Source organism: Arthrobacter sp. YAF16, assembly GCF_052113385.1.
Lineage (GTDB): Bacteria > Actinomycetota > Actinomycetes > Actinomycetales > Micrococcaceae > Arthrobacter.
On the sequence record NZ_JBFRDC010000001.1, the window covers coordinates 454,214 to 475,042 of the forward strand.

Here is a 20,829-nt window from a genome sequence, read left to right on the forward strand (position 1 = left end):
GGCTGCCTAACGCTCCCGCCAGACCCGGCCCCGCCGACCCTTACACGTTTAGAAAGGCCTTCCCCATGACCACCACAGCAAACGACCTCACCTACCGTCTGGAGCAGAAGCGCCGCGTCCAGGCCGACTTCCCCGGCCCCAAGTCCGTGGCCCTGACCGAGCGCCGCAAGGCGGTCGTCGCGTCCGGCGTCGCCTCCAGCGTCCCGGTCTACGTCGCCGACGCCGACGGCGGCATCATCCAGGACGTCGACGGCAACTCTTTCATCGACCTCGGCTCCGGCATCGCCGTGACCAGCGTCGGCGCCTCGGATCCCGCCGTCGTCGGCGCGGTGAAGGAAGCCGTGGAGCACTTCACCCACACCTGCTTCATGGTGACGCCCTACGAGGGCTACGTCGCCGTCGCCGAGCAGCTGAACCGGCTCACCCCGGGCGACCACGAGAAGCGGACCGTGCTGTTCAACTCAGGCGCCGAAGCCGTGGAGAACGCCGTCAAGGTGGCCCGCCTCGCCACCGGCCGGGACGCCGTCGTCGCCTTCGACCACGCCTACCACGGCCGGACCAACCTCACCATGGCGCTGACCGCCAAGGCGATGCCGTACAAGACCAACTTCGGCCCGTTCGCGCCCGAGGTCTACCGGATGCCGATGAGCTACCCGTACCGCGAGGAAAACCCGGAGATCACCGGCGCCGAGGCCGCCAAGCGTGCCATCACCATGATCGAGAAGCAGATCGGTGGCGAGTCGGTGGCCGCGATCATCATCGAACCCATCCAGGGTGAGGGCGGCTTCATCGTCCCGGCCGAGGGCTTCCTGCCGGCCCTTGCGGCCTGGGCCAAGGAGAAGGGCATCGTCTTCATTGCCGACGAGGTCCAGTCCGGGTTCTGCCGCACCGGCGAATGGTTCGCCGTGAACCACGAGGGTGTCATCCCGGACATCGTCACCATGGCCAAGGGAATCGCCGGCGGCATGCCGCTCTCCGCCATCACCGGCCGCGCCGACTTGCTCGACGCCGTCCACCCGGGCGGCCTCGGCGGCACCTACGGCGGCAACCCGGTGGCCTGTGCCGCGGCGCTGGCCTCCATCGGCTCGATGGAGCAGTACGACCTGAACGCCCGGGCCCGCCACATCGAGGAACTCGCCCTGGGCAAGCTGCGGGAGCGCGCGTCCGAGCTCACCGTGGTCGGTGACATCCGTGGCCGCGGCGCCATGCTCGCGATCGAACTGGTCCAGGCCGGCTCCAAGGAACCGAACCCGGAACTGACCAAGGCCGTTGCCGCTGCCTGCCTCAAAGAGGGTGTCATCATCCTCACCTGCGGCACCTACGGCAACGTGATCCGGCTGCTGCCGCCGCTGGTGATCAGCGACGAGCTGCTGCTGGACGGACTCGAGGTGCTGGCCGCGGCGGTCCGCGCCAACGCCTAAGCGCCGGCGGGAACCCCCAGCGGGACAACCCCAGCGGGACACCCCCAGCGGGACACCACCGGCGGGACACCCCCAGCGGGACACCACCGAGCAACATGAACGAGCCGCGGACCGAGAAGTCCGCGGCTCGTTCGCGTCCGGGCCTACTTCCAGGAGCTGGCGTCGAGCTGGATCGCGACGACGTACAGGTGCCGGCCCTGCTCGATCTTCTCCACCTCGTAGACCCGCACCTTGGTCTGCTGCACGGCGGTACCCGGGCGGCCGACGCCGATCCCATAACTAAGGACCCCTTCGAAGTCCCCGGCCGGGGCGTAGCGGGTGAGTGCCCGGTAGCCGATCGACGGGGCAGGGATGCTCTTGACGGTGCTGCCCTTCCCGTCTGCGGTGTGCGCCTGGGCGCCGTGGAAGACAACTTTCAGGATGGCGCCCGTCCCGGGCATCGGCACGGGCAGGCCGCTGCCGTCGGCGATCAGTTCGGGGACGAACGAGATGTCGTAACTGGGAAAGGCGCCGTTGAACCGGAAGCTCAGCTGGTCATAGGGCGGGGTGTCCGAGGGGTGCTGGCCGGCGCCAATGGCGTACAGCGTGGGCAGGGGCTCCGCCGGCGGCGGGGCCAACGGTACGGGATTGCTGTGCGTGGTCTTGAACGGCGACTTCGCTCCAGGCCAGGCCCAGTCATGGGTAATGGTCGAGGAGATCACGCGGTCGCCGTCCTGCGGGGCTTTGGTCTCGTCGGAATCCGGAGACGGCGTCGCGGAGGCCGACGGCGTCGCCGAGGCGGTGGATGAGGGCGTCGCAGCGCCGGAAGGTGTGGAGGTCGACGTCGCCGATGCCGTCGCTGATTCCGTCGCCGACGCGGGGCTGCTCCCGGAGGGTTGGGGCGAAGAAGGGGTGCAGCCGGTCAGCGCGAACAGGAAGATCAGCGCTCCCAGCCCGCTCGTTTTTGCCGCGAACCCGGTGTTCCTGGTCAGACTCATGGTGAGCTCCCCTCCACGGCTTCAGCGTAGTCGCGGAAATTTGCGTGCCGCAGGGCCAAAAGTCACCCACTATTCCCCGCAACGCTGGGCTAGAGTCGTTCCTACCACTGCAGGAACGCAGACCGGCCGACGTCGCCCGGAACCCCGGAGCCAAGCTGGATTCTGCCCCAGACCCATAAGGGGTTCTTACATGCGATACGTAGTTGGCTACACACCCAACGACCGCGGCGCCGACGCCGTCGCCCTGGCTTCCGCCATGGCCCGCGCCCAGGGCGCGCACCTGGACCTGGTTCATGTGGTGGACCGGAACACACCCTATGTCGCGCTGAACCCGCAGGGAAACCGCGTCAGTGCCGCGGAGCAGTCCGTGCTGACGGCGGAGCGGCAGGGCCTGTCCCTGGTTCCGGAGGGCCTGGAGGCCAGGTTCCACGTGCGCCAGGCTGATTCCTTCGCCGCGGGACTGATCGACGCCGCCAAGGAATACCGCGCCGGCCTGATCGTCGTGGGTGCCGCGAACAGCGGCCTGTTCAAGCGGTACAGCGTTGGCAGCGTGGCCAACGCCCTGCTGCATGCCTCACCGGTGCCGGTTGCGCTGGCGCCCCGCGGCTACCGCAACACCGACCCCATCACCCGGCTGACCCTCGCCGTCGGCCAGCGTACCGGCGCGGAGGCGGCGATCGACGTCGCGATTGAGTCGGCCGAGCGCCGCGGCGTGCCGCTGCGGCTGGTCTCGCTCGTCGAACTGGACGCCGAGGGCGACGGCGGCGAAAACGTCAACGCCGCGCATGTCCACGCGAACACCGTCCTGAAGGCCGCGGCCGAGCGCCTGCCGGCGGGACACCACGTCACCGTGGAGGTCGCGCACGGCCGGACCATTGAGGAAGCCATCGATGACCTCGACTGGGACGACGCGGAGATTATGATTGTCGGTTCGTCCCGCCTGGCGGAGAAGAACAAGCTCTTCATCGGCAGCACGGCCAACAAGGTGCTCCGCGCCCTGCCGGTCCCCATGGTCGTAGTGCCGCGCGACTACGTGCGCATCGACACCAGCCCGGACGACTAAGCCGGCGCCGCCGCCTGGGCTGGTCTGCCCTAGGCGGCGGCGCGGGCCAGCCTGCGGGTGACGGAGTTCTTCCGGGCCGTCCGCAGCATGTCCGCCGTGAGCAGCAACAGCGCGAGCCAGACGACGCTGAAGCCGATCCAGCGCTCCGGGGTCATGGCCTCCTTGAACACCACCAGCGCCACGATGAACTGCAGTACCGGGGCGAAGTACTGCAGCAGCCCGATCGTGGTCATCGGCAGCCGCCGCGCGGAGGCGCCGAAGAACAGCAGCGGGACAGCGGTGATGACGCCGGACGCGGCAAGCAGCCAGAAGTGTCCGGCGCCGTTGGTGGTGAGCGAGGCGGCGCCGGTCAGGGCCAGGACGATCATGGTCACGCCGGCGATCGGCGCCAGCACGATGGTTTCCACCGACAGGCTGGTGATCGCGTCCGCCCGCGGACCCACACGTTTCTTGACGAAGCCGTAGAGGCCGAAACTGAACGCCAGGGTCAGGGCGATCCACGGGAGCTTGCCGTAGGAATATGTCAGTACGCCCACCGCGATGAAACCGACGACGACGGCGGCCCACTGCAGCGGCCGCAGTTTTTCCTTCAGGACAAAGACGCCCAGCAGCACGGACACGAGCGGGTTGATGAAGTAGCCCAGCGATGTTTCGACGGCCTGGCCGGTGGTCACGCCGTAGGTGTAGGTCAGCCAGTTGATCGCGATCAGGACGGCCGCGAGGGCCAGCGGACCGATCACGGTACGGTTCCGGAACGCGGCGCCGATCACCCGCCAGGCGCGGGTGACGGTGATCAGCAGGACGCAGAAGAGCAGGGACCAGACCACGCGGTTGGCCACGATCTCGACGGCGCTGGCCGGGTGCAGCACGAAGAAGTACAGCGGGAGCAGGCCCCATAAGCCGTAGGCGCCGATGCCGAACAGGATCCCCGCCGTCGTGTCCTTGTCCACTGCCTTGAGTCCAGGTGCCGCAGCGGGGCCAGCGGCGTCACCGGCGGCTCCGGTAGCGGGGGCAACGCCGCCCGGGGAAGTCAGGGATGCGGGAGCGGGGGATCCGTCGGAGATAGGCACAAGACCCATAACACCACCCCCGGCGCGGCTATTCCTGCCGCGGAGCCCGGCAGGGCGGCCGCGGCGTCTGCGATGTCCGTCACCTGCGTTCTCCCTCACCCGGGGACCACCCCACCGCGGGGGCATTTAGAATAGGGGACTGTGCGCTGTATCTGCCGGCGCACCCGCCAAGACTCAGAAGGGCTCCCGGTGTCCAACTCGGCCGAAACCTCGCCTGAAAGAACGACCAAACGTCCCCTCCGCGTTGCGATTGTCGGCGCCGGACCGGCCGGTGTCTACGCCGCGGACATCCTGACCAAGTCCAACGAGGTCAAGGACGGCGACTTCGAGGTCAGCATCGACCTGTTCGAGGCCTACCCGGCGCCCTACGGGCTCATCCGCTACGGCGTGGCGCCGGACCACCCGCGGATCAAGGGGATCGTGAACGCCCTGCACAAGGTGCTGGACCGCGGCGATATCCGCTTCCTCGGCAACGTCAGCTACGGCCGGGACCTGACCCTGCACGACTTCCGCGCTTTCTACGACGCCGTGATCTTCGCTACCGGCGCCATCAAGGACGCGGACCTGGACATTCCGGGAGTCGGGCTCGAAGGCTCGTTCGGCGGGGCCGACTTCGTCTCCTGGTACGACGGGCACCCGGACGTTCCCCGCGACTGGCCGCTGGAGGCCAAAGAAATCGCGGTGATCGGCAACGGCAACGTGGCCCTGGACGTCGCCCGGATGCTGGTCAAGCACGCAGATGACCTGCTGGTTACCGAGATTCCGGACAACGTCTACCAGGGGCTCAAGAATTCGCCGGTGACGGACGTGCACGTCTTTGGCCGCCGTGGACCGGCGCAGGTGAAGTTCACGCCGCTGGAGCTGCGCGAGCTCAGCCACGCGAAGGATGTGGACATCGTGCTCTACCCGGAGGACTTCGAATTCGACGAAGCCTCCGACGAGGCCATCCGCACGAACAACCAGATCAAGACCATGGTGAGCACCCTTGGCAACTGGCTCGTCGAGGAGCACGCCGAGGCCGAGGAACCGTCCTCCCGCCGGCTGCACCTGCACTTCCTGCACAATCCGGTCGAGATCCTCGGCGAAAAAACAGGCGACGCTGCGCATCCCGGCAAGGTGACGGGCATCAAGTTCGAGCGCATGCGGCTGGACGGCACGGGCAACGTCAAGGGCACCGGCGAGTTCGTCGATTACCCGGTCCAGGCCGTCTACCGCGCCATCGGGTACCACGGCTCCCAGCTCGACGAGCTGGAGTACGACGCGCGGCGCGGCGTCATCCCCAACGAAGGCGGCCGCGTGCTCGGCGCCGACGGCAAGCCCGTGCCCGGCATTTACGCCACGGGTTGGATCAAGCGCGGCCCGGTCGGCCTGATCGGCCACACCAAGGGAGATGCGCTGGAGACCATCGGCTTCCTGCTCGAGGACCGGCTGACCCTTCCGCCGGCCCAGAACCCGGATCCGCAGGCCATCATCGACCTGCTCGAAGAGCGCGGCATCCAGTACACCACCTGGGAAGGCTGGAACAAGCTGGACGCCCACGAGCTGGCCCTCGGCGCGGCGTGGACCGCTTCCCATCCGGACGACGGCGTGGTGCGCGAACGCATCAAGGTCGTGCCGCGGGAAGAGATGATCCGGATTTCCCGGGACTGAACCGCCGAACCGCAGTAGGCGTTGACCTGTTCCTGCGCTGCGCCCGGACGTAGAATTCACCCGCGGGGACTGCAACGGCTCGCTCATAGCCCCGGGTCCCCCTCCGGGAGGCAGCCGTGGATGACGAACTTCGGTGGATGGACGGGACAGGGCAGTCCGATCTGGTCCGCTCCGGCCAGGTTAGTGCGGCAGAACTCCTCGCCGAGGCGAGGGAACGGATCAGGGTACTGAACCCAGCCCTGAATGCCGTGATTGTCGAGCTGGACGGGGACGCTCCCAACACCGGCAGCGCCCAGCCCGGTGACGTCTTCTCCGATGCTCTTCCTTTCCCCGGCGTGCCGTTCCTCGTCAAGGATCTGGCGCTGGAAATTGCCGGAACGCCCTTCTCCGAAGGCTCCCGCTGGCTTGCGGGGAACGTCTCCCGCCACGACCAGGAGCTCGCAGGCCGCTTCCGCCGCGCCGGACTGGCCGTCATCGGCAAGACCAACACCTGTGAGTTCGGCCTGAGCCCGCACTGCGAACCGCTCCTGCACGGGGCTACACGCAACCCGTGGGACTTGTCCTTGTCCACGAGCGGATCGAGCGGCGGGTCGGCAGCGGCAGTCGCGGCGGGGATCGTTCCGATGGCCCACGGCAACGACCTCGGCGGGTCGCTGCGCTATCCGGCGGCATGGTGCGGAGTGTTCGGTCTCAAACCGACCCGCAGCCGTGTGCCGCTGGGGCCGGAATACGGCGACGTTGTTGGCGGCCTCGCTGCCGAATTCGCCTTGACCCGCACGGTCCGCGACGCGGCGGCGCTGCTCGACGCCGTCGCGGGTGCGGCTCCGGGGGACCCCTACCGGGCCCCGCCGCAGCTCCGTCCCTATGTGGCCGAAACCGCGACACCACCGGGACGGCTGAGGATCGCGGCCACTGCTACCCCCAACCGCGGCCAGCCGGTTCATCCTGACTATCTACGGGTCTTCGACGCGACCGTGGACTTGCTGAGCGACCTCGGTCACGAGCTCGAGGAAGGGCGCCCGGCGCCGCTGGACCGGGCCGGACGCCGGGCCCTCCGCGACGTGTACGCTGCTGCAGCGGCCTGGATCGAGGGGTACTGGACTCGGCGACTGGGGCGGGGGCCCGAACCGGGCGAGCTGGAGCTCTACACCGAAGTCCTGTTCGGGCGCGGCCGGAACGTCAGCGCGGGGGACTACCTGCAGGGCGTGGAGGAACTGCAGCGTTTCAGCCGCCGCGTTGCCGGCTTCTTCGAGCTGTACGATCTCTGGCTGACGCCGACGGTCGGCTGGCCGCCGCTTCCGCTGGGCACGCTCACGGCGACTCCGGAGAACCCCCTCCGCGGGGAGCAGGAGGCCGGCCGTTTCCTGATGTTCGACGGAGAGTACGCAAACGTCACAGGCAACCCGGCCATGTCCATTCCGCTGGGCACGGATTCCGCCGGGCTGCCCGTCGGGATGTCTTTCCTCGCGGGTTTCGGCGCCGAAGCAAGTCTCTTCAGGCTTGCTGCCCAGCTTGAACAGGCCAGACCCTGGGCCGGGCGACGGCCCGCAACCACTGCGCGGTGAGCCTCCGCGAGGACCGCGCCGGAGAAACCAAACACCGCAATCAATGCAAAGGAGACAGGCAATGTATCTGGGAATGTACAGCTTCCGCGGGAACCCGGCGGAGCTCCTTGCAGCACACGACCGGATGCTGGCGCTCTTGCCCGCCGGCCAACTGGAATTCCATCTTTGCGTGCAGACCGATGAAGGCATCGTTGTCCTGGATACCTGCCCTAGCAGGGAGGTTTTTGACGGCTTCAGCAGCAGCGCGGAATTCCGGAAACTTACTGCCGACGCCGGCCTGCCCAGCCCCGAGATCCGGGCTCTTGGCGAGATTCAAAGCTACGTTCTTCCGTCGGGCGCCACTGGCTGAGGCCCGGGCGGGTGCATTCCCAATCTCCCGGCACGGAACTAGACTGGGCCGGACGACGCTGCCTCCGGCATGCGGTCGCGCGCTGAAGAGTGTGCCAGCCAGGTGGGAGTTCAATGAGGAATCCGGTCGAGCAGACGGCCCCGCGCGGCTCCGGCCACGGCCTGAGCCCGGAGTTGCGCCAGCAGTATGCCTACGCGGGGCACGAGCAACTGGACTCCATAGGCCTGGGCGGTGAGCAGCCGCCCGGGCTCCGCAGCCTGATCCGGGAATCCTGGCAGCGCTCCGCGCAACTGCACGCCAACCCGGACAACCCCGAAGCCCCGCTGGCCATGGACCGCGAGGAACTCGAGGAATACCGCCGGCAGCACCCGCTGGCCGCGATCATGCCCGTGATCCACAAACTGCTGGTCCTGCCCAGCCACGACAGCGGCATGCTGGTGGCCGTCGGGGACGAGGTGGGCCGGCTGCTCTGGGTCGAAGGGGACCCCGCCATGCAGCGCCGCGCCGAGGGGATGATGTTCGTCCCCGGCGCAGACTGGTCCGAGGCCACCGTGGGCACCAGCGCCCCCGGCACCGCGCTCGCCCTTGGCCGCGGCATCCAGATCGCCGGCGCCGAACACTACAAACGCTCCGTCCACCCCTGGAGCTGCACGGCCGTGCCGTTCCACGACCCGGATTCCGGGGCCCTGCTGGGCGTCGTCGACATCACCGGCACCGAATCCGCCGTCGCGCCGCACACCCTGTCCCTCGTCGAGGCGACCGTAGCCGCCGCGCAGGCGCACCTGCGGGTGGAGCGCCTCCAGCTTGCCGCCGCCCGGCAGGCCGCCCCGGTTCGACGCCGGCAGACCGCCGCCGCGTCTCGCGCCGGGTCCGACGCCGCGTCCGGCGGAGCGCGACCCGCCCGGGCGGGCTCCAGGGCGCCCGGCAGCCTGTACCGCAACAGCCTGCAGCTGCTCGGCCGCGACCAGGCCGTATTGAGCATCGACGGCCGCACCGTCACGCTTTCGGCCCGGCACAGCGAAATCCTCACCCTGCTGAGCACGCATCCGGAAGGCCTCAACGCCGAGGAGCTGAGCTCGCTGCTCTACCCGCGCGACGGCTCCACCATGACGTTGCGCGCCGAGATGGTGCGGCTGCGCAAGGTCCTGCAGCAGCTCAATCCGGACGCCGTCCCGGAGTCCAGGCCGTACCGCCTCCCGGTGGACCTCGTGCCGGACTCCGGCCAGATCCTCAGCTGCCTGCAGCGCGGCGCGCACCGGATCGCGCTGGAAATCTACCGCGGCGCGGTCCTGCCGCGCTCCGAGGCGCCGGGGATCACCGAGCTCCGCAGCCGCGTCTCGTCCCTGCTGCGCGAGGCCGTACTGACCGACGGCAGCGCCGAATCGCTGCTGAAATATGCCGAACTGCCGGAAGCGCGGGACGACGTCGAGGTCCGCACTGCCGCGCTGAAGCTGCTGCCGCCGCGCTCGCCCAGGCGCGCCGCCGTCGTCGCGGACCTGGAGCGGCTCGAAGCCGAATTCGGCGCCTGAGCAGGACGCGCTCTCGGCGCTGCATGGCGCACAAAGAAGTCCCCGCCGGCGTCGTCTGCGCCGGCGGGGACTTCTTTGCCGAGTATCGCTAGTTGGTGCGCCCGGCCCAGAGGTCGTCGAAGCTGACGGTCAACGGGGTCGGCGTTCCGGTGGTGCTGAGGTAGCTGTAGATGCCGATTCCACCGGCGCTCTGCAGCGTGGCCGTGCTGTCGGTTGTGCTCAGTTGCCAGTTCGCCGGTTCCGCGGTGCCCCACCACCCGTGCACCGTAGGTATCCGCACCCACCCGGCGGCCGATCAGGCCGGTGTAGATGCTGCTGGCGGTCGGCCGGTTGAAGCCGATCGTTGCCCGCACCTCCGTGTCGGTGGAGGAGACACCGTCAAGGTAGGCGTAGCGGTTGGCGGCAGCGGGGCTGGCAATCGTGGCCGCACTGCCGTTGACGGCGAAGTTCGAGGCTGTCCCGGACAATGTCCAGGGCCCGCCCGTTTCCGCCGTCCCCAGACCGCCGGTGACCGTGCGGGTRAACGTGTCCTGAGCCAGGACACTGCCCGCCGGCGGCGCGGCAACRCTTACCGAATGGCTGACCGTACCCTTGGCGCCGCCGTTATCCGTCACGGTCAGGGTGACCGTATACGTCCCCTCGGCAGCGTAGGTGTGGCTCGCCGTCACCCCGGTCCTGGTCCCGCCGTCACCGAAGTCCCAGGCGTACGAGGCGATCGTGCCGTCCGAGTCCGTTGAACCGGCCCCGTTCACGTTCGCCGTCAACCCGCTCACCCCACTCGTGAACGCCGCAACAGGCGCCACATTCGACGGCGGAGTCCCCTTCGTGTTTGCCAGTCCCGGTGTGCCGCCGGTGGTGGACACCGCGGTCCAGTTCGACGCAACGGAGTTGTCCGCCGTCGGCGAGGTCAGCTCCAGCGAAGGGCCGGTGCCGTCTGCCGCAGTCGGCCACGGCGCCGCGTTCGAGTAGGTGACGGAGTCCACCACCCGGCTGCCGTCGCGCAGCACTATGGCTTCGCCGGCGTCGTCGAGAGTGCCCGTGAACGTGCCGCCCACAAAGCGGTTCGCCCCGGTGTAGGCGAGGCGGAACGCCTTGTCATTCGCCACGAACACCACGCGTCCGCCGGCCGGGATCACCGTGCCGGGCTGGATCTTCAGGCCGACCGCATCGATCGTCCAGCCCGAGATATCCACGGCCGTGCTGCCGGGGTTCGCCAGCTCGATGTACTCCCCACCGCTTCCGGCCGGGTGGTACTGGATCTCATTGACCACCACATTCGCGTCGGCCGCTTGTGTGGTGGGCACCGGCAGTCCCGGGCCCGTGTTGCCGTTGATCGTGTTGCGGCGATCCGCCAGGCCGGCCAGGAACGCGGTCCGCGCCGACGCCGGCGTGTACCCGCCCCACTTAGCGCGGTCCAGGTTCCAGTCCGGCGTGGTCTGGGCCGATATCGCGTCCCACTTCGCCTCGTACTGCCCGGCCGGAAGGAACTGGTCGGCCAGGGTACGCAGCCGCCGGTAGAACATTTCCTTGATCTCCGGGTAGCTCAGCATGGCCTGCGTGAAATTGTTGGAGGTGTCCGGGGTCAGGAAGAGGCCCTTGCCGTCCGAGGAGGGAGTGGTGAAGATCCAGTTCAGGTCCCACTGCCACATCTCCCACCGGCCGGTCCCGTCGGTGTCGCGGGCCAGCCACCAGTTGTACCAGCCGCTGTCCTGGTGCCGGATGATCGAGTTGATCGCCATATAGTTGACCAGCTCCGGCATGTTCACATTCTGGTAGATCCAGGCCTGCTGCGCCGCTGAGGGCGAGGCGTCGACCGAGTTGGACAGGGTCCAGACGTCGGAGAAGTCCTCATCCTTGCGGGTCTTCTTGTCCAGCCAGCTCGAGGCCTGGAGCGCGGCCGGAGACGACGTGGCGCCCACGCTGCCGCCGTCGCCCTTGTAGATCGCCCAGTTGGACACGCCCTGGTCATCCCGCCAGCGGCCGTCCTCGGTCTCCATGATCCGGCCCAGGCTCCAGAAGGTGCCATTGCGCTGCGTACGGACCGGGACGATGTTCAGGGCCCGGTCGCCACCGGCCTTCACGGTCGCCCAGCCGACGTCGGCGAAGTTGTCCGCGTAGTTCTGGAGCGCAAATTCGTCCAGCGGATAGGGCAGCTTGCCGCCAAGATCGAAGATGTAACCCTTGGGCAGCTCGACCTTCCAGCTCACCTTCGCATTGCTCCGGGAGGTGTTGCCGCGCACGTTCATCAGGGCGCCGTCGATGACCTGGCCGTTGTAGGCCCAGACCGCCGCGCCCTGGTAGTCGTCGTAGCGGTGGTTGGCCAGAATGTCGTTGTACACGGCGTCATCCATGAACCACTCGATGACAGGAAGCGAGCTGCTGACCGCGGAGTTCAGGACCACCACGCCGCGGTAGCGCACCGAGTCACCGGCCGCAGGTTCCGAATAGCCGGTACCGCCCGCGGAGGCATCGACCCGGTAGCGGATCAGGTTGCCCGCGCTCTGACCCGGGATGGTTCCGGAATACACGCCGTCGCCTGCCCCGCCGGGGCTGGCCGCATCATCTATGAACGGAACCACGACGTCGGCGCCGAACATCACCTTGTAGGTGAGCTGAGCTGTGGAGCCGGTCCGGAGCCGGGCCGTAACGGCCACCGGCTGACCGGCGGCCGGCCGCGCCGGGGTCGCCTTCAGCTCAGCGACGACCGGCGCCGGCCCGGTCCCGTCGAGCGAGTTCTTGGCCCCGGGGGTGCCGCCCGCAGCCAGGCTCGCGCCCCAGCTGTCGGGCTGTGTGTTGTCCAAGGTCAGGTCGCGCAGTTCGAGGGTGGGGCCCGTCCCGTCAGGCGTCGATGGCCAGGGCGCGACGTCCGCGTAAGTGACGGTGTCCACGACGTTCAGCGCCGCATCGACCAGCGTGACCGCTTCGCCGCCGTTGCTGAGGTTTCCGCCGTAGACGGCGTTCGGGGCGAACCCGTATGTGGTCTGGAACTGGGCGGCATCCTTCGCCACCACAAAGTAGCCGTTGGCGGGAACCACGGTGCCCGCAGCGAAGACGGCCGTGACGCCGGCGGTGAAGGACCATCCCGAGATGTCCAGCGGAGCGCCTGATGTGTTGGTCAGTTCCAGGAAGTCGTCGGTATCCAGATCCGATCCGGAATGGTAGTTGAGTTCTGAGATCACCATCCCGCCCGACGTCGCCGCACTCGCCGGGACAGCCTGCGAGACCACGAAGGTGCTGGCCATCGCCGAAGCCAATGCAATGGCCGACGCCATCCGCCAGCCTCTTCCTCCTGCTTTTGTTGCCGTTTTTACCACCATGCCAAGAGCCCCCTCAATGAAGGTGTGAGCGCCGTTGGTGAGCAGCTGGACGCCCACGCCGCAACAGCCTGCGGCGTCACGCTGAGTATCGGAGGGGGCTCCGGCGGTGTCCATAGGTATTGCGGGGTGGAGGTAAGTACCAGAACACGGGCCCTATTGCCTGGATGGTGGCCGCGTTCCTGAACGAGCCCAGCGCAATGAGAGTCCGCGTGATCCGGCTCACATGGTTGCAACCTGCTCGCAACCTCCCGGCTCCTAGGCTGGTGCCAGCGGCGGCCGCAGAGATCCTGGCCGCTTCCGCCACCAATCTTGCACAGCAAAGGAGCTAGCAATGACTGTCTACGCACAGCCCGGTACCGAGGGCTCGAAGGTCACCTTCAAGGACCGCTACGAGAACTGGATCGGCGGCGAATGGGTTGCCCCGGTCAAGGGCCAGTACTTCGAGAACATCACCCCGGTGACAGGCAAGGCCTTCTGCGAGGTCGCCCGCGGCACCGCCGAGGACATCGAGCTGGCCCTGGACGCCGCGCACAAGGTCGCCCCGTCGTGGGGGAAGACCTCCGTCGCCGAGCGCGCGGCCATCCTGAACAAGATTGCCGACCGGATCGACGAGAACACCGAGATGCTCGCCGTCGCCGAGTCCTGGGACAACGGCAAGCCGATCCGCGAAACCCTCAACGCCGACATCCCGCTCGCCGCGGACCACTTCCGCTACTTCGCCTCCGCCGTCCGCGCCCAGGAGGGCCGGCTGTCCCAGCTCGACGACGACACCACCGCCTACCACTACCACGAGCCGCTCGGCGTCGTCGGCCAGATCATCCCGTGGAACTTCCCGATCCTGATGGCCGTCTGGAAGCTGGCCCCCGCACTCGCCGCCGGCAACGCCGTCGTCCTCAAGCCGGCCGAGCAGACCCCGTCCTCGATCCTGGTGCTGATGGAGCTGATCAGCGACCTGCTGCCGGCGGGCGTCATCAACGTCGTCAACGGCTTCGGCGTCGAAGCCGGCAAGCCGCTCGCCTCCAGCCCGCGAATCCGCAAGATCGCCTTCACCGGCGAGACCACCACCGGCCGCCTGATCAGCCAGTACGCGTCCCAGAACCTGATCCCGGTCACCCTGGAGCTCGGCGGCAAGAGCCCCAACATCTTCTTCAACGACGTCGCGGATAACAACGACGCCTTCTACGACAAGGCTCTTGAGGGCTTCACGCTCTTCGCCTTCAACCAGGGCGAGGTCTGCACCTGCCCCTCCCGCGCCCTGGTCCAGGAAGGCATCTACGACTCCTTCATGGCCGACGCGCTGGCCCGCACCCAGAAGATAATCCAGGGCAACCCGCTGGACACCGACACGCAGCTCGGCGCGCAGGCCTCCAACGACCAGCTCGAGAAGATCCTCTCCTACATCGACATCGGAAAGCAGGAGGGCGCCAAAGCGCTTACCGGCGGCGCCCGCGCCGAACTGTCCGGCGACCTCGCCGGCGGCTACTACGTCCAGCCCACCATCTTCGAGGGACACAACAAGATGCGGATCTTCCAGGAGGAGATCTTCGGGCCGGTGGTTTCGGTGACCCGCTTCAGCGACTACAACGACGCCATGGGCATCGCCAACGACACCCTTTACGGCCTGGGCGCCGGCGTCTGGTCCCGCAACGGCAACGTCGCTTACCGCGCCGGCCGCGAAATCCAGGCGGGCCGGGTGTGGGTCAACAACTACCACGCCTACCCGGCCGGCGCCGCGTTCGGCGGGTACAAGTCCTCCGGCATCGGCCGCGAGAACCACGCCATGATGCTGGACCACTACCAGCAGACCAAGAACCTGCTGGTCAGCTACAACGAGAACAAGCTCGGCTTCTTCTAAGCCGTTGCGGCGGGGCGGACCGGACCGGTCCGCCCCGCCTTCCCGTCCCGCCCGTGACAGCCGCCCCTACTTGCAGGAGAAGCTCCGATGACCCAGACCAGGCTCGACGCCGCCGTGACACAGGCCGGCGAGGACTTTTCCCGCGTGGCGCTCACCCCCGAAGCCGTTGAGCTGCTGCGCAAGCTCTGGCTCCAGCACGGCCCGCTCATGTTCCACCAGTCCGGCGGCTGCTGCGACGGCTCCTCGCCCATGTGCTACCCGGCGGGGGAGTTCCTCACCGGAGACTCCGATGTGCTGCTGGGCCTGTTCGACATCTCGGACGGCCTGCAGCCGCAGCCGCTGGAATTCTGGATGTCCAAGGAGCAGTTCAACTACTGGAGCCACACCCACTTGACGGTCGACGTCGTCCCCGGCCGCGGCAGCGGCTTCTCCGTCGAGGCTCCCGAGGGCAAGCGCTTCCTGATCCGCTCGACGCTGATGGACTGGCCCGCCTGAGCCACTGAAGCCCTGGGCGCGAACGTTCACTTGGGGGCCCCGCGGCCGGGGCCCCCAAGGGTATGTTCGCGCTCTTTTGCGTCTCACGATGTGGGATAAAAGCGGCCGTCCAGTGGATGGACACTACTATTAATAGGTCTGTTTCCAACCAGCTACCGAGATTTTGGACTTTCCTATGAACCTTTTCCGGACCAAATCCATCGAGCAGTCGATCGCCGACGCCGATGAGCCCGGACGCAAGCTGAAACGCTCGCTCAGCACCTGGGACCTGATGATCATGGGCGTCGCCGTTGCGGTCGGCGCAGGCATTTTCTCGGTCGGGGCCAAGGCTGCCGCCAACTTCGCCGGCCCCGCCGTCACCATCTCGTTCGCCATCGCAGCCGTCACCTGCGCCCTGGCGATCATGTGCTATGCCGAATTCGCCACCGCCATCCCGGTGGCCGGCTCAGCCTATGTCTTCACCTACGCCACCATGGGGGAGGTGCTCGCCTGGATCATCGGTTGGAACCTCATCCTCGAGCTCTTCACCGCCGCCGCCGTGATCGCCAAATACTGGGGCATCTACCTCAGCAAAGTGTTCGCGCTGATGGGACTGGACGTCCCGCCGTCGATCTCCGTGGCCGGCGTCGACCTCTTCTGGGGCGCCTTCCTGATTGTTGCCGTGTTCACCGTGCTGCTGGTGCTGGGGACAAAGCTGTCCGCCCGTGTCGGCAACGTGTTCACGCTGATCAAGATCGCCGTCGTGCTTTTCGTCATCGTCGTCGGCTTCAGCTACGTGAAGTTTGAGAACTACGCCCCGTTCGTCCCTGCCTCCGAACCCACCGGCGGTACCGGCGCCACGGACGTGCTCAAGCAGTCCTTCTTCGGCTTCCTCACCGGCGCGGCCCCGGCCCAGTACGGCACGCTCGGCATCTTCGCCGGCGCCGCCCTGGTGTTCTTCGCCTTCATTGGTTTCGACGTCGTCGCCACCTCCGCCGAGGAGGTCAAGAACCCGCAGAAGACGCTGCCCCGCGGCATCTTCGGCGGCCTGGCGATCGTCACCGTGCTCTACATCCTGGTCTCGCTGGCCCTGACCGGCATGGTGTCCTACACCAAGCTGGCCGAGGCGAAGAACCCGACGCTGACCACTGCCTTCGAGGCCGTGGGGAACACCGACGCCGCAAAGGTCATCGCCTTCGGCTCCCTCGTGGGCCTCACCACGGTGATCATGGTGCTGCTGATGGGCCTCTCGCGTGTGGTCCTGGCCATGAGCCGCGACGGCCTGCTGCCGCGCTCGCTCTCCAAGACCGGCACCATCCGGGCGACCCCCGCACGCCTGCAGATCATCTGCGGCACGGCCGTGGCGGTCGTGGCCGGACTGACCAACGTGGACCTGCTCGAGGAAATGATCAACATCGGCACGCTCTCCGCGTTCGTGATGGTCAGCCTCGGCATCCTGGTGCTGCGCCGGAAGCGGCCGGACCTTAAGCCGGCCTTCCGCGTGCCGTTCGGCAAGGTGCTCCCGGTCGTCTCGGCCGTCCTGTGCCTGTACCTGATGACGAACCTGGCGGTGGAGACCTGGATCTTCTTCGCGATCTGGCTGGTCATCGGCATCGCGATCTACTTCGCCTACGGCCAGCGCCACTCCCGGCTCAACGAGAAGTTCGCCGAGGCAAGGGCCGCCGTCAACGGCCCGGCCGCCGATCCGGTTGCGGACGAGGATGCGGAGTCGCTCACCCGCTCGTAGCTGCAACGCTGCACTTCCACGCGGTTAGTCAACGCGGGGTCACTACGGCCCGTCCGGCCTGTCCGGACGGGCGTAGGGGCCCCGCGTTGCTGCGTTGCGGGAGGTATTGCCGCGGCCTCTTCCGCGCTCGTCTCGGAGCTGTAACAATGCGCCTAATGTGGTTGACCTCACAGTAGCCTTAGGTCAGACTTGATTTTGAACGCTTGTTCGGAGAGCGAACTTTGGGGCTTGGGAGCTTGTCACGCCCACGCCAATGCGCACATAGGAGTGAACATGAAACGTCGTATTATCGCCGTGCTGGCGGCCGCATCGGTCCTGGCCCTCTCGGCCTGCGGCAGCGGATCGCCGAGTTCCACCGGCGGGGGCAGCGCATCCGGCGGTGCAACGGGCGGCGGAAATCTGACCAAGGTCAGCGTCGGCGTCATCCCGATCGTCGACTGCGCCCCCATCTACCTGGGCAACAAGCTCGGATTCTTCAAAGACGAAGGCCTTCAGCTGGACATCCAGACGGCCACCGGCGGTGCGGCGATCGTCCCCGGCGTGGTGAGCGGCAGCTTCGACTTCGCCTTCTCCAACCTGATCTCCGTCATGGTGGCGAAGGACAAGGGCCTTGACCTGAAATTCGTCGCCAACGGCGCCTCAACCACGGGCGAGAAGGGCAAGGACATCGGCGGCGTCGTCGTCCCGGCCGGGTCCAGCATCCAGTCCCCGAAGGACCTTGCGGGCAAGACCGTCTCGGTGAACAACCTCTCCAATATCGGGGACACCACCATCAAGTCGGTCGTCGAAAAGGCCGGTGGCGACCCCTCGAGCGTGAAGTTCGTGGAGGTGGCCTTCCCGGACGCCCCCGCCGCGCTGGCCAACAAGCAGGTGGACGCGGCCTGGATTTTGGAGCCCTTCCTGTCCAAGGCCGTCGCAGAGGGCGGCAAGATCATTTCCTCCAACTTCGTGGACATGAGCCCTGAGCTGGACATCGCCGGCTACTTCACCAAGGCGGACACCATCAAGGGCAAGGCCGAGCTGACCCAGAAGTTCACCCGGGCCATGAACAAGTCGCTCGAATATGCCCAGGCGCACCCGCAGGAAGTCCGCGACATCGTGGGCACCTACACCAAGATCGACGAAGCCACCCGGGCCAAGATTGTCCTGCCCCGCTACCGTGTGGAGTTCAACAAGGACGCCTTCAAGACCCTCGGTGATGCTGCCGCCAAGTACGGGACGCTGTCCAAGGCCCCGAACGCAGGCGACCTCCTCCCGTGAGTTCCGTAAGTTCCATGAGTTCCGACGCTGTGGCGTCCGGCGGTTCCGCCTCCGGCGGGAGGCGGAACCGCCGGTCCGGCCACAAACTTCCGGTGAAGCAGTTGCTCGGGGTGGTCGGGATAATTGGGTTCCTGGGAACCTGGGAGCTCATTCCGCGTCTGGGAATTATCGACGAACGTTACCTTCCGCCCGCCAGCGAGGTCATTTCCGCCCTGGCCCTCGACTTCGGCCTGACGGCGTTTTGGGTCTCGGTCGGTGAAACCATGAAGGCCTGGTTCCTGGGCCTCATCATCGCGGTTGCCCTCGCCGTGCTGCTGGGCTTCATCATCGGATCCAGCAGCTTCCTGCGCAAAGCCACCAACTCCACCGTCGAGTTCCTGCGCCCGATTCCGTCCGTGGCCCTCATCCCGCTGGCCGTGCTGCTCTTCGGCGTGAAGATCGAGTCGTCACTGATGCTGATCACCTATGCCGCCTTCTGGCAGGTCCTCATTCAGGTCCTCTACGGGGTGGCCGACGTCGACATGGTCGCCAACAACACCGCCAAGACCTACGGGCTGGGGTGGATGGCGCGGATCCGCTACGTGGTGTTCCCCACCGCGTTGCCCTACCTGATGACCGGTGTCCGGCTCGCAGCCACGGTGGCGCTGGTCCTGGCCATCACGGCGGAACTCGTGATCGGCTCGCCGGGGCTAGGCCGTGAAATCGCGCTCGCGCAATCCGGCGGCGCCATCTCGGGCATGTACGCCCTGGTGCTCGCCACCGGCCTGATCGGCGTGCTGATCAACGTCCTGATGCGCTTCATCGAAAAGAAGACCCTGTCCTGGCATTCCTCGGTCCGTTCTGAGGTGATCGTATGAAAGCACTGAAAACGGCGGCCTACCTGCTCGCGCTGCCAGTTCTGCTCGTCCTGGCCTGGTGGGCCTCGACCCTCGGAACGGTCAATTTCTTCGTCCCCACCCCGGCCGCCCTGGTCAACAAGTTCGGCGAGGTCTGGTTCGGCCCCCGCTTCTTCTCGGATGTGCTGCCCAGCATCGCCCGGCTCCTGATCGGCGTGGTCGCGGCGATCGTGATCGGCGTCGTGGGCGGGGTGCTGATCGGCTCGGTCAAATGGCTCCGGGCGTTGCTGGAACCGACGCTCGAATTCTTCCGCGCCATCCCGCCGCCCGTGCTGGTCCCGGTCCTGATCCTGCTGATGGGCATCACCGACTCGATGAAGATCGCGGTCATCATCTCCGGCTGTGTCTGGCCGGTGCTGCTGAACACCATTGAGGGCGTCCGCGCCGTGGACGGGGTCCTCTCGGATTCGGCCCACACCTACGGCATCGACGGCTGGGCCCGTGTGCGTTACCTGGTGCTGCCCTCGGCCAGCCCGCAGATCCTCGCCGGCGTGCGCCAGTCGCTGTCCCTGGGGCTGATCCTGATGGTCATCTCCGAAATGTTCGCCTCGTCCTCCGGGCTGGGCTTCACGATTGTCCAGTTCCAGCGGTCCTTCGCCATCCCCGAAATGTGGTCCGGCATCGTGGTGCTCGGTCTGCTGGGCGTGGCCATGTCATTCATCTTCCAGTGGGCCGAGCGGAACATCCTGCGCTGGTACCACGGCCAGAAAGAGGTAGAAAATGCAGCCTAGTGCAGCGCAAGCGGCCCCGGAGGCGATGCTCTCCGTCCGCGGACTGAAGAAGGTCTACCAGACCGACGGCGGCGACGTCGAAGCGGTGCGGAACCTCACCTTCGATCTCCGCGCCGGTGAACTGGCCTGCCTCGTGGGCCCTTCGGGGTCCGGCAAGACCACCCTGCTCAAGTGCATCTCGGGCCTGATGACCCCCACCGAGGGGGAAGTGCTCCTGGACGGCAAGCGGGTGTCCGGGCCGCCGAAGAAGATGGCGGTGGTTTTCCAGGAATACGGACGCTCGCTGTTCCCCTGGATGCGGGTCAGGGACAACGTGGAACTGCCGCTGAAGAACCAGGGCGTGCCCAAGGCCGAACGCGACCGGCTCGTCGACGAGGCCCTGGAGGCCGTGGGCCTGGCCCACGTGCCGCGCTCCTACCCTTGGCAGCTTTCCGGCGGCATGCAGCAGCGCGTGGCGATCGCCCGTGCCATCGCATACCAGCCCGAGGTCCTGCTGATGGACGAGCCGTTTGCCGCCGTCGACGCGCAGACCCGCGCGGACCTCGAGGACTTGATCCGGGTGGTCTGGAAGAAGCTCGGCGTGACCGTGCTTTTCGTGACCCACGACATCGACGAGTCGGTCTACCTCGGTGAACGGGTCATCATCCTCTCGAGCTCCCCGACCGTGGTGCAGGAGGACATCGTGATCGACCTTCCGGCCGAGCGGGACCAGCTGGAGACCCGTTCCCTGCCCCGGTTCACCGAGCTCCGCCACCACGTCTACGAGCAGATCCAGCTCGCCAAGAGGGGCCACCGCCCCGCAGCGGCGGGCGCGCCGGCAGCAGCTACCGCGGCAGCGTCGGCGCCGGCGGCGGACCCCGGCGCCAGCGGCGCCTAGCTGTCCCGCCGGTCCGGGCGCCGGACGAAAAGAACACCCCGCCGCGGT

Annotated in this window: 15 protein-coding genes and 1 pseudogene; 13 read left to right on the forward strand and 3 right to left on the reverse strand. The window is 67.4% G+C overall.

What is annotated here, in order from left to right; translation table 11 throughout:
• Positions 1-65 precede the first annotated feature (65 nt).
• Positions 66-1,421: a 4-aminobutyrate--2-oxoglutarate transaminase gene (gabT, locus tag AB4Y91_RS02170; RefSeq protein ID WP_441416931.1), complete on the forward strand. Its 1,356-nt coding sequence runs from the start codon at positions 66-68 to the stop codon at positions 1,419-1,421.
• A 143-nt stretch (positions 1,422-1,564) separates the two neighbouring features.
• Here gabT and AB4Y91_RS02175 read toward each other — a convergent pair whose 3' ends face one another.
• On the reverse strand, positions 1,565-2,398 hold the full coding sequence (locus AB4Y91_RS02175) for an AMIN-like domain-containing (lipo)protein (protein ID WP_441416932.1): 834 nt from the start codon (positions 2,396-2,398) through the stop codon (positions 1,565-1,567).
• A gap of 190 nt (positions 2,399-2,588) precedes the next feature.
• On the opposite strand from AB4Y91_RS02175, the gene AB4Y91_RS02180 reads away from it, so the two are divergent.
• Positions 2,589-3,461 (forward strand): universal stress protein, encoded by an 873-nt coding sequence (locus tag AB4Y91_RS02180; RefSeq protein ID WP_441416933.1) that lies wholly within the window; start codon positions 2,589-2,591, stop codon positions 3,459-3,461.
• A 29-nt stretch (positions 3,462-3,490) separates the two neighbouring features.
• Here the strand turns inward: AB4Y91_RS02180 and rarD are convergent, their stop codons facing one another.
• Positions 3,491-4,540, reverse strand: coding sequence for an EamA family transporter RarD (gene rarD / locus AB4Y91_RS02185; RefSeq protein ID WP_441416934.1), 1,050 nt, complete (start codon positions 4,538-4,540; stop codon positions 3,491-3,493).
• A 180-nt stretch (positions 4,541-4,720) separates the two neighbouring features.
• Here rarD and AB4Y91_RS02190 point away from each other — a divergent pair, with 180 nt between their 5' ends.
• The 4 genes from AB4Y91_RS02190 to AB4Y91_RS02205 all read left to right on the forward strand — a co-directional run bounded on the left by AB4Y91_RS02190 (position 4,721) and on the right by AB4Y91_RS02205 (position 9,624).
• Positions 4,721-6,181 carry an FAD-dependent oxidoreductase gene (locus AB4Y91_RS02190; protein ID WP_441416935.1) on the forward strand — a complete coding sequence of 487 codons (1,461 nt, stop codon included), beginning with the start codon at positions 4,721-4,723 and terminating at the stop codon, positions 6,179-6,181.
• 116 nt (positions 6,182-6,297) lie between these two features.
• The gene (locus tag AB4Y91_RS02195; protein ID WP_441416936.1) at positions 6,298-7,746 is read left to right on the forward strand and encodes an amidase; all 1,449 of its coding nucleotides are present in this window, start codon (positions 6,298-6,300) and stop codon (positions 7,744-7,746) included.
• A 61-nt stretch (positions 7,747-7,807) separates the two neighbouring features.
• The gene (locus tag AB4Y91_RS02200; RefSeq protein WP_441416937.1) at positions 7,808-8,095 is read left to right on the forward strand and encodes a hypothetical protein; all 288 of its coding nucleotides are present in this window, start codon (positions 7,808-7,810) and stop codon (positions 8,093-8,095) included.
• 113 nt (positions 8,096-8,208) lie between these two features.
• A complete protein-coding gene (locus AB4Y91_RS02205; RefSeq protein WP_441416938.1) occupies positions 8,209-9,624 on the forward strand; it encodes a GAF domain-containing protein in 1,416 nt (471 codons plus the stop codon).
• Between the two features lie 575 nt (positions 9,625-10,199).
• Here AB4Y91_RS02205 and AB4Y91_RS02210 read toward each other — a convergent pair.
• Positions 10,200-13,055: pseudogene (locus tag AB4Y91_RS02210) on the reverse strand (lamin tail domain-containing protein); the annotation flags it as partial.
• 217 nt (positions 13,056-13,272) lie between these two features.
• On the opposite strand from AB4Y91_RS02210, the gene exaC reads away from it, so the two are divergent.
• From exaC to AB4Y91_RS02245, 7 genes are all read left to right on the forward strand, one after another.
• Positions 13,273-14,796 carry an acetaldehyde dehydrogenase ExaC gene (gene exaC / locus AB4Y91_RS02215; RefSeq protein WP_441416939.1) on the forward strand — a complete coding sequence of 508 codons (1,524 nt, stop codon included), beginning with the start codon at positions 13,273-13,275 and terminating at the stop codon, positions 14,794-14,796.
• Between the two features lie 87 nt (positions 14,797-14,883).
• Positions 14,884-15,291, forward strand: a complete 408-nt coding sequence (locus AB4Y91_RS02220) for a DUF779 domain-containing protein (protein WP_175321362.1) — start codon at positions 14,884-14,886, stop codon at positions 15,289-15,291.
• 175 nt (positions 15,292-15,466) lie between these two features.
• Positions 15,467-17,017 (forward strand): amino acid permease, encoded by a 1,551-nt coding sequence (locus tag AB4Y91_RS02225; protein WP_441416940.1) that lies wholly within the window; start codon positions 15,467-15,469, stop codon positions 17,015-17,017.
• A 273-nt stretch (positions 17,018-17,290) separates the two neighbouring features.
• On the forward strand, positions 17,291-18,277 hold the full coding sequence (locus AB4Y91_RS02230; RefSeq protein ID WP_441416941.1) for an ABC transporter substrate-binding protein: 987 nt from the start codon (positions 17,291-17,293) through the stop codon (positions 18,275-18,277).
• A gap of 14 nt (positions 18,278-18,291) precedes the next feature.
• A complete protein-coding gene (locus AB4Y91_RS02235) occupies positions 18,292-19,134 on the forward strand; it encodes an ABC transporter permease (protein ID WP_441416942.1) in 843 nt (280 codons plus the stop codon).
• A complete protein-coding gene (locus tag AB4Y91_RS02240) occupies positions 19,131-19,904 on the forward strand; it encodes an ABC transporter permease (RefSeq protein ID WP_441416943.1) in 774 nt (257 codons plus the stop codon). The genes AB4Y91_RS02235 and AB4Y91_RS02240 overlap by 4 nt, the downstream gene beginning before the upstream one ends.
• Positions 19,894-20,781: an ABC transporter ATP-binding protein gene (locus AB4Y91_RS02245; protein ID WP_441416944.1), complete on the forward strand. Its 888-nt coding sequence runs from the start codon at positions 19,894-19,896 to the stop codon at positions 20,779-20,781. The genes AB4Y91_RS02240 and AB4Y91_RS02245 overlap by 11 nt, the downstream gene beginning before the upstream one ends.
• Positions 20,782-20,829: the final 48 nt, after the last annotated feature.

What these genes read in the sequence shown, in the direction of transcription:
- gabT (WP_441416931.1), top strand. Translation starts at nt 66, where the DNA reads ATGACCACCACAGCAAACGACCTCACCTACCGTCTGGAGCAGAAGCGC.
- AB4Y91_RS02175 (WP_441416932.1), bottom strand. Translation starts at nt 2,398, where the DNA reads ATGAGTCTGACCAGGAACACCGGGTTCGCGGCAAAAACGAGCGGGCTG.
- AB4Y91_RS02180 (WP_441416933.1), top strand. Translation starts at nt 2,589, where the DNA reads ATGCGATACGTAGTTGGCTACACACCCAACGACCGCGGCGCCGACGCC.
- rarD (WP_441416934.1), bottom strand. Translation starts at nt 4,540, where the DNA reads ATGGGTCTTGTGCCTATCTCCGACGGATCCCCCGCTCCCGCATCCCTG.
- AB4Y91_RS02200 (WP_441416937.1), top strand. Translation starts at nt 7,808, where the DNA reads ATGTATCTGGGAATGTACAGCTTCCGCGGGAACCCGGCGGAGCTCCTT.
- AB4Y91_RS02205 (WP_441416938.1), top strand. Translation starts at nt 8,209, where the DNA reads ATGAGGAATCCGGTCGAGCAGACGGCCCCGCGCGGCTCCGGCCACGGC.
- exaC (WP_441416939.1), top strand. Translation starts at nt 13,273, where the DNA reads ATGACTGTCTACGCACAGCCCGGTACCGAGGGCTCGAAGGTCACCTTC.
- AB4Y91_RS02220 (WP_175321362.1), top strand. Translation starts at nt 14,884, where the DNA reads ATGACCCAGACCAGGCTCGACGCCGCCGTGACACAGGCCGGCGAGGAC.
- AB4Y91_RS02225 (WP_441416940.1), top strand. Translation starts at nt 15,467, where the DNA reads ATGAACCTTTTCCGGACCAAATCCATCGAGCAGTCGATCGCCGACGCC.
- AB4Y91_RS02230 (WP_441416941.1), top strand. Translation starts at nt 17,291, where the DNA reads ATGAAACGTCGTATTATCGCCGTGCTGGCGGCCGCATCGGTCCTGGCC.
- AB4Y91_RS02235 (WP_441416942.1), top strand. Translation starts at nt 18,292, where the DNA reads ATGAGTTCCGACGCTGTGGCGTCCGGCGGTTCCGCCTCCGGCGGGAGG.
- AB4Y91_RS02240 (WP_441416943.1), top strand. Translation starts at nt 19,131, where the DNA reads ATGAAAGCACTGAAAACGGCGGCCTACCTGCTCGCGCTGCCAGTTCTG.
- AB4Y91_RS02245 (WP_441416944.1), top strand. Translation starts at nt 19,894, where the DNA reads ATGCAGCCTAGTGCAGCGCAAGCGGCCCCGGAGGCGATGCTCTCCGTC.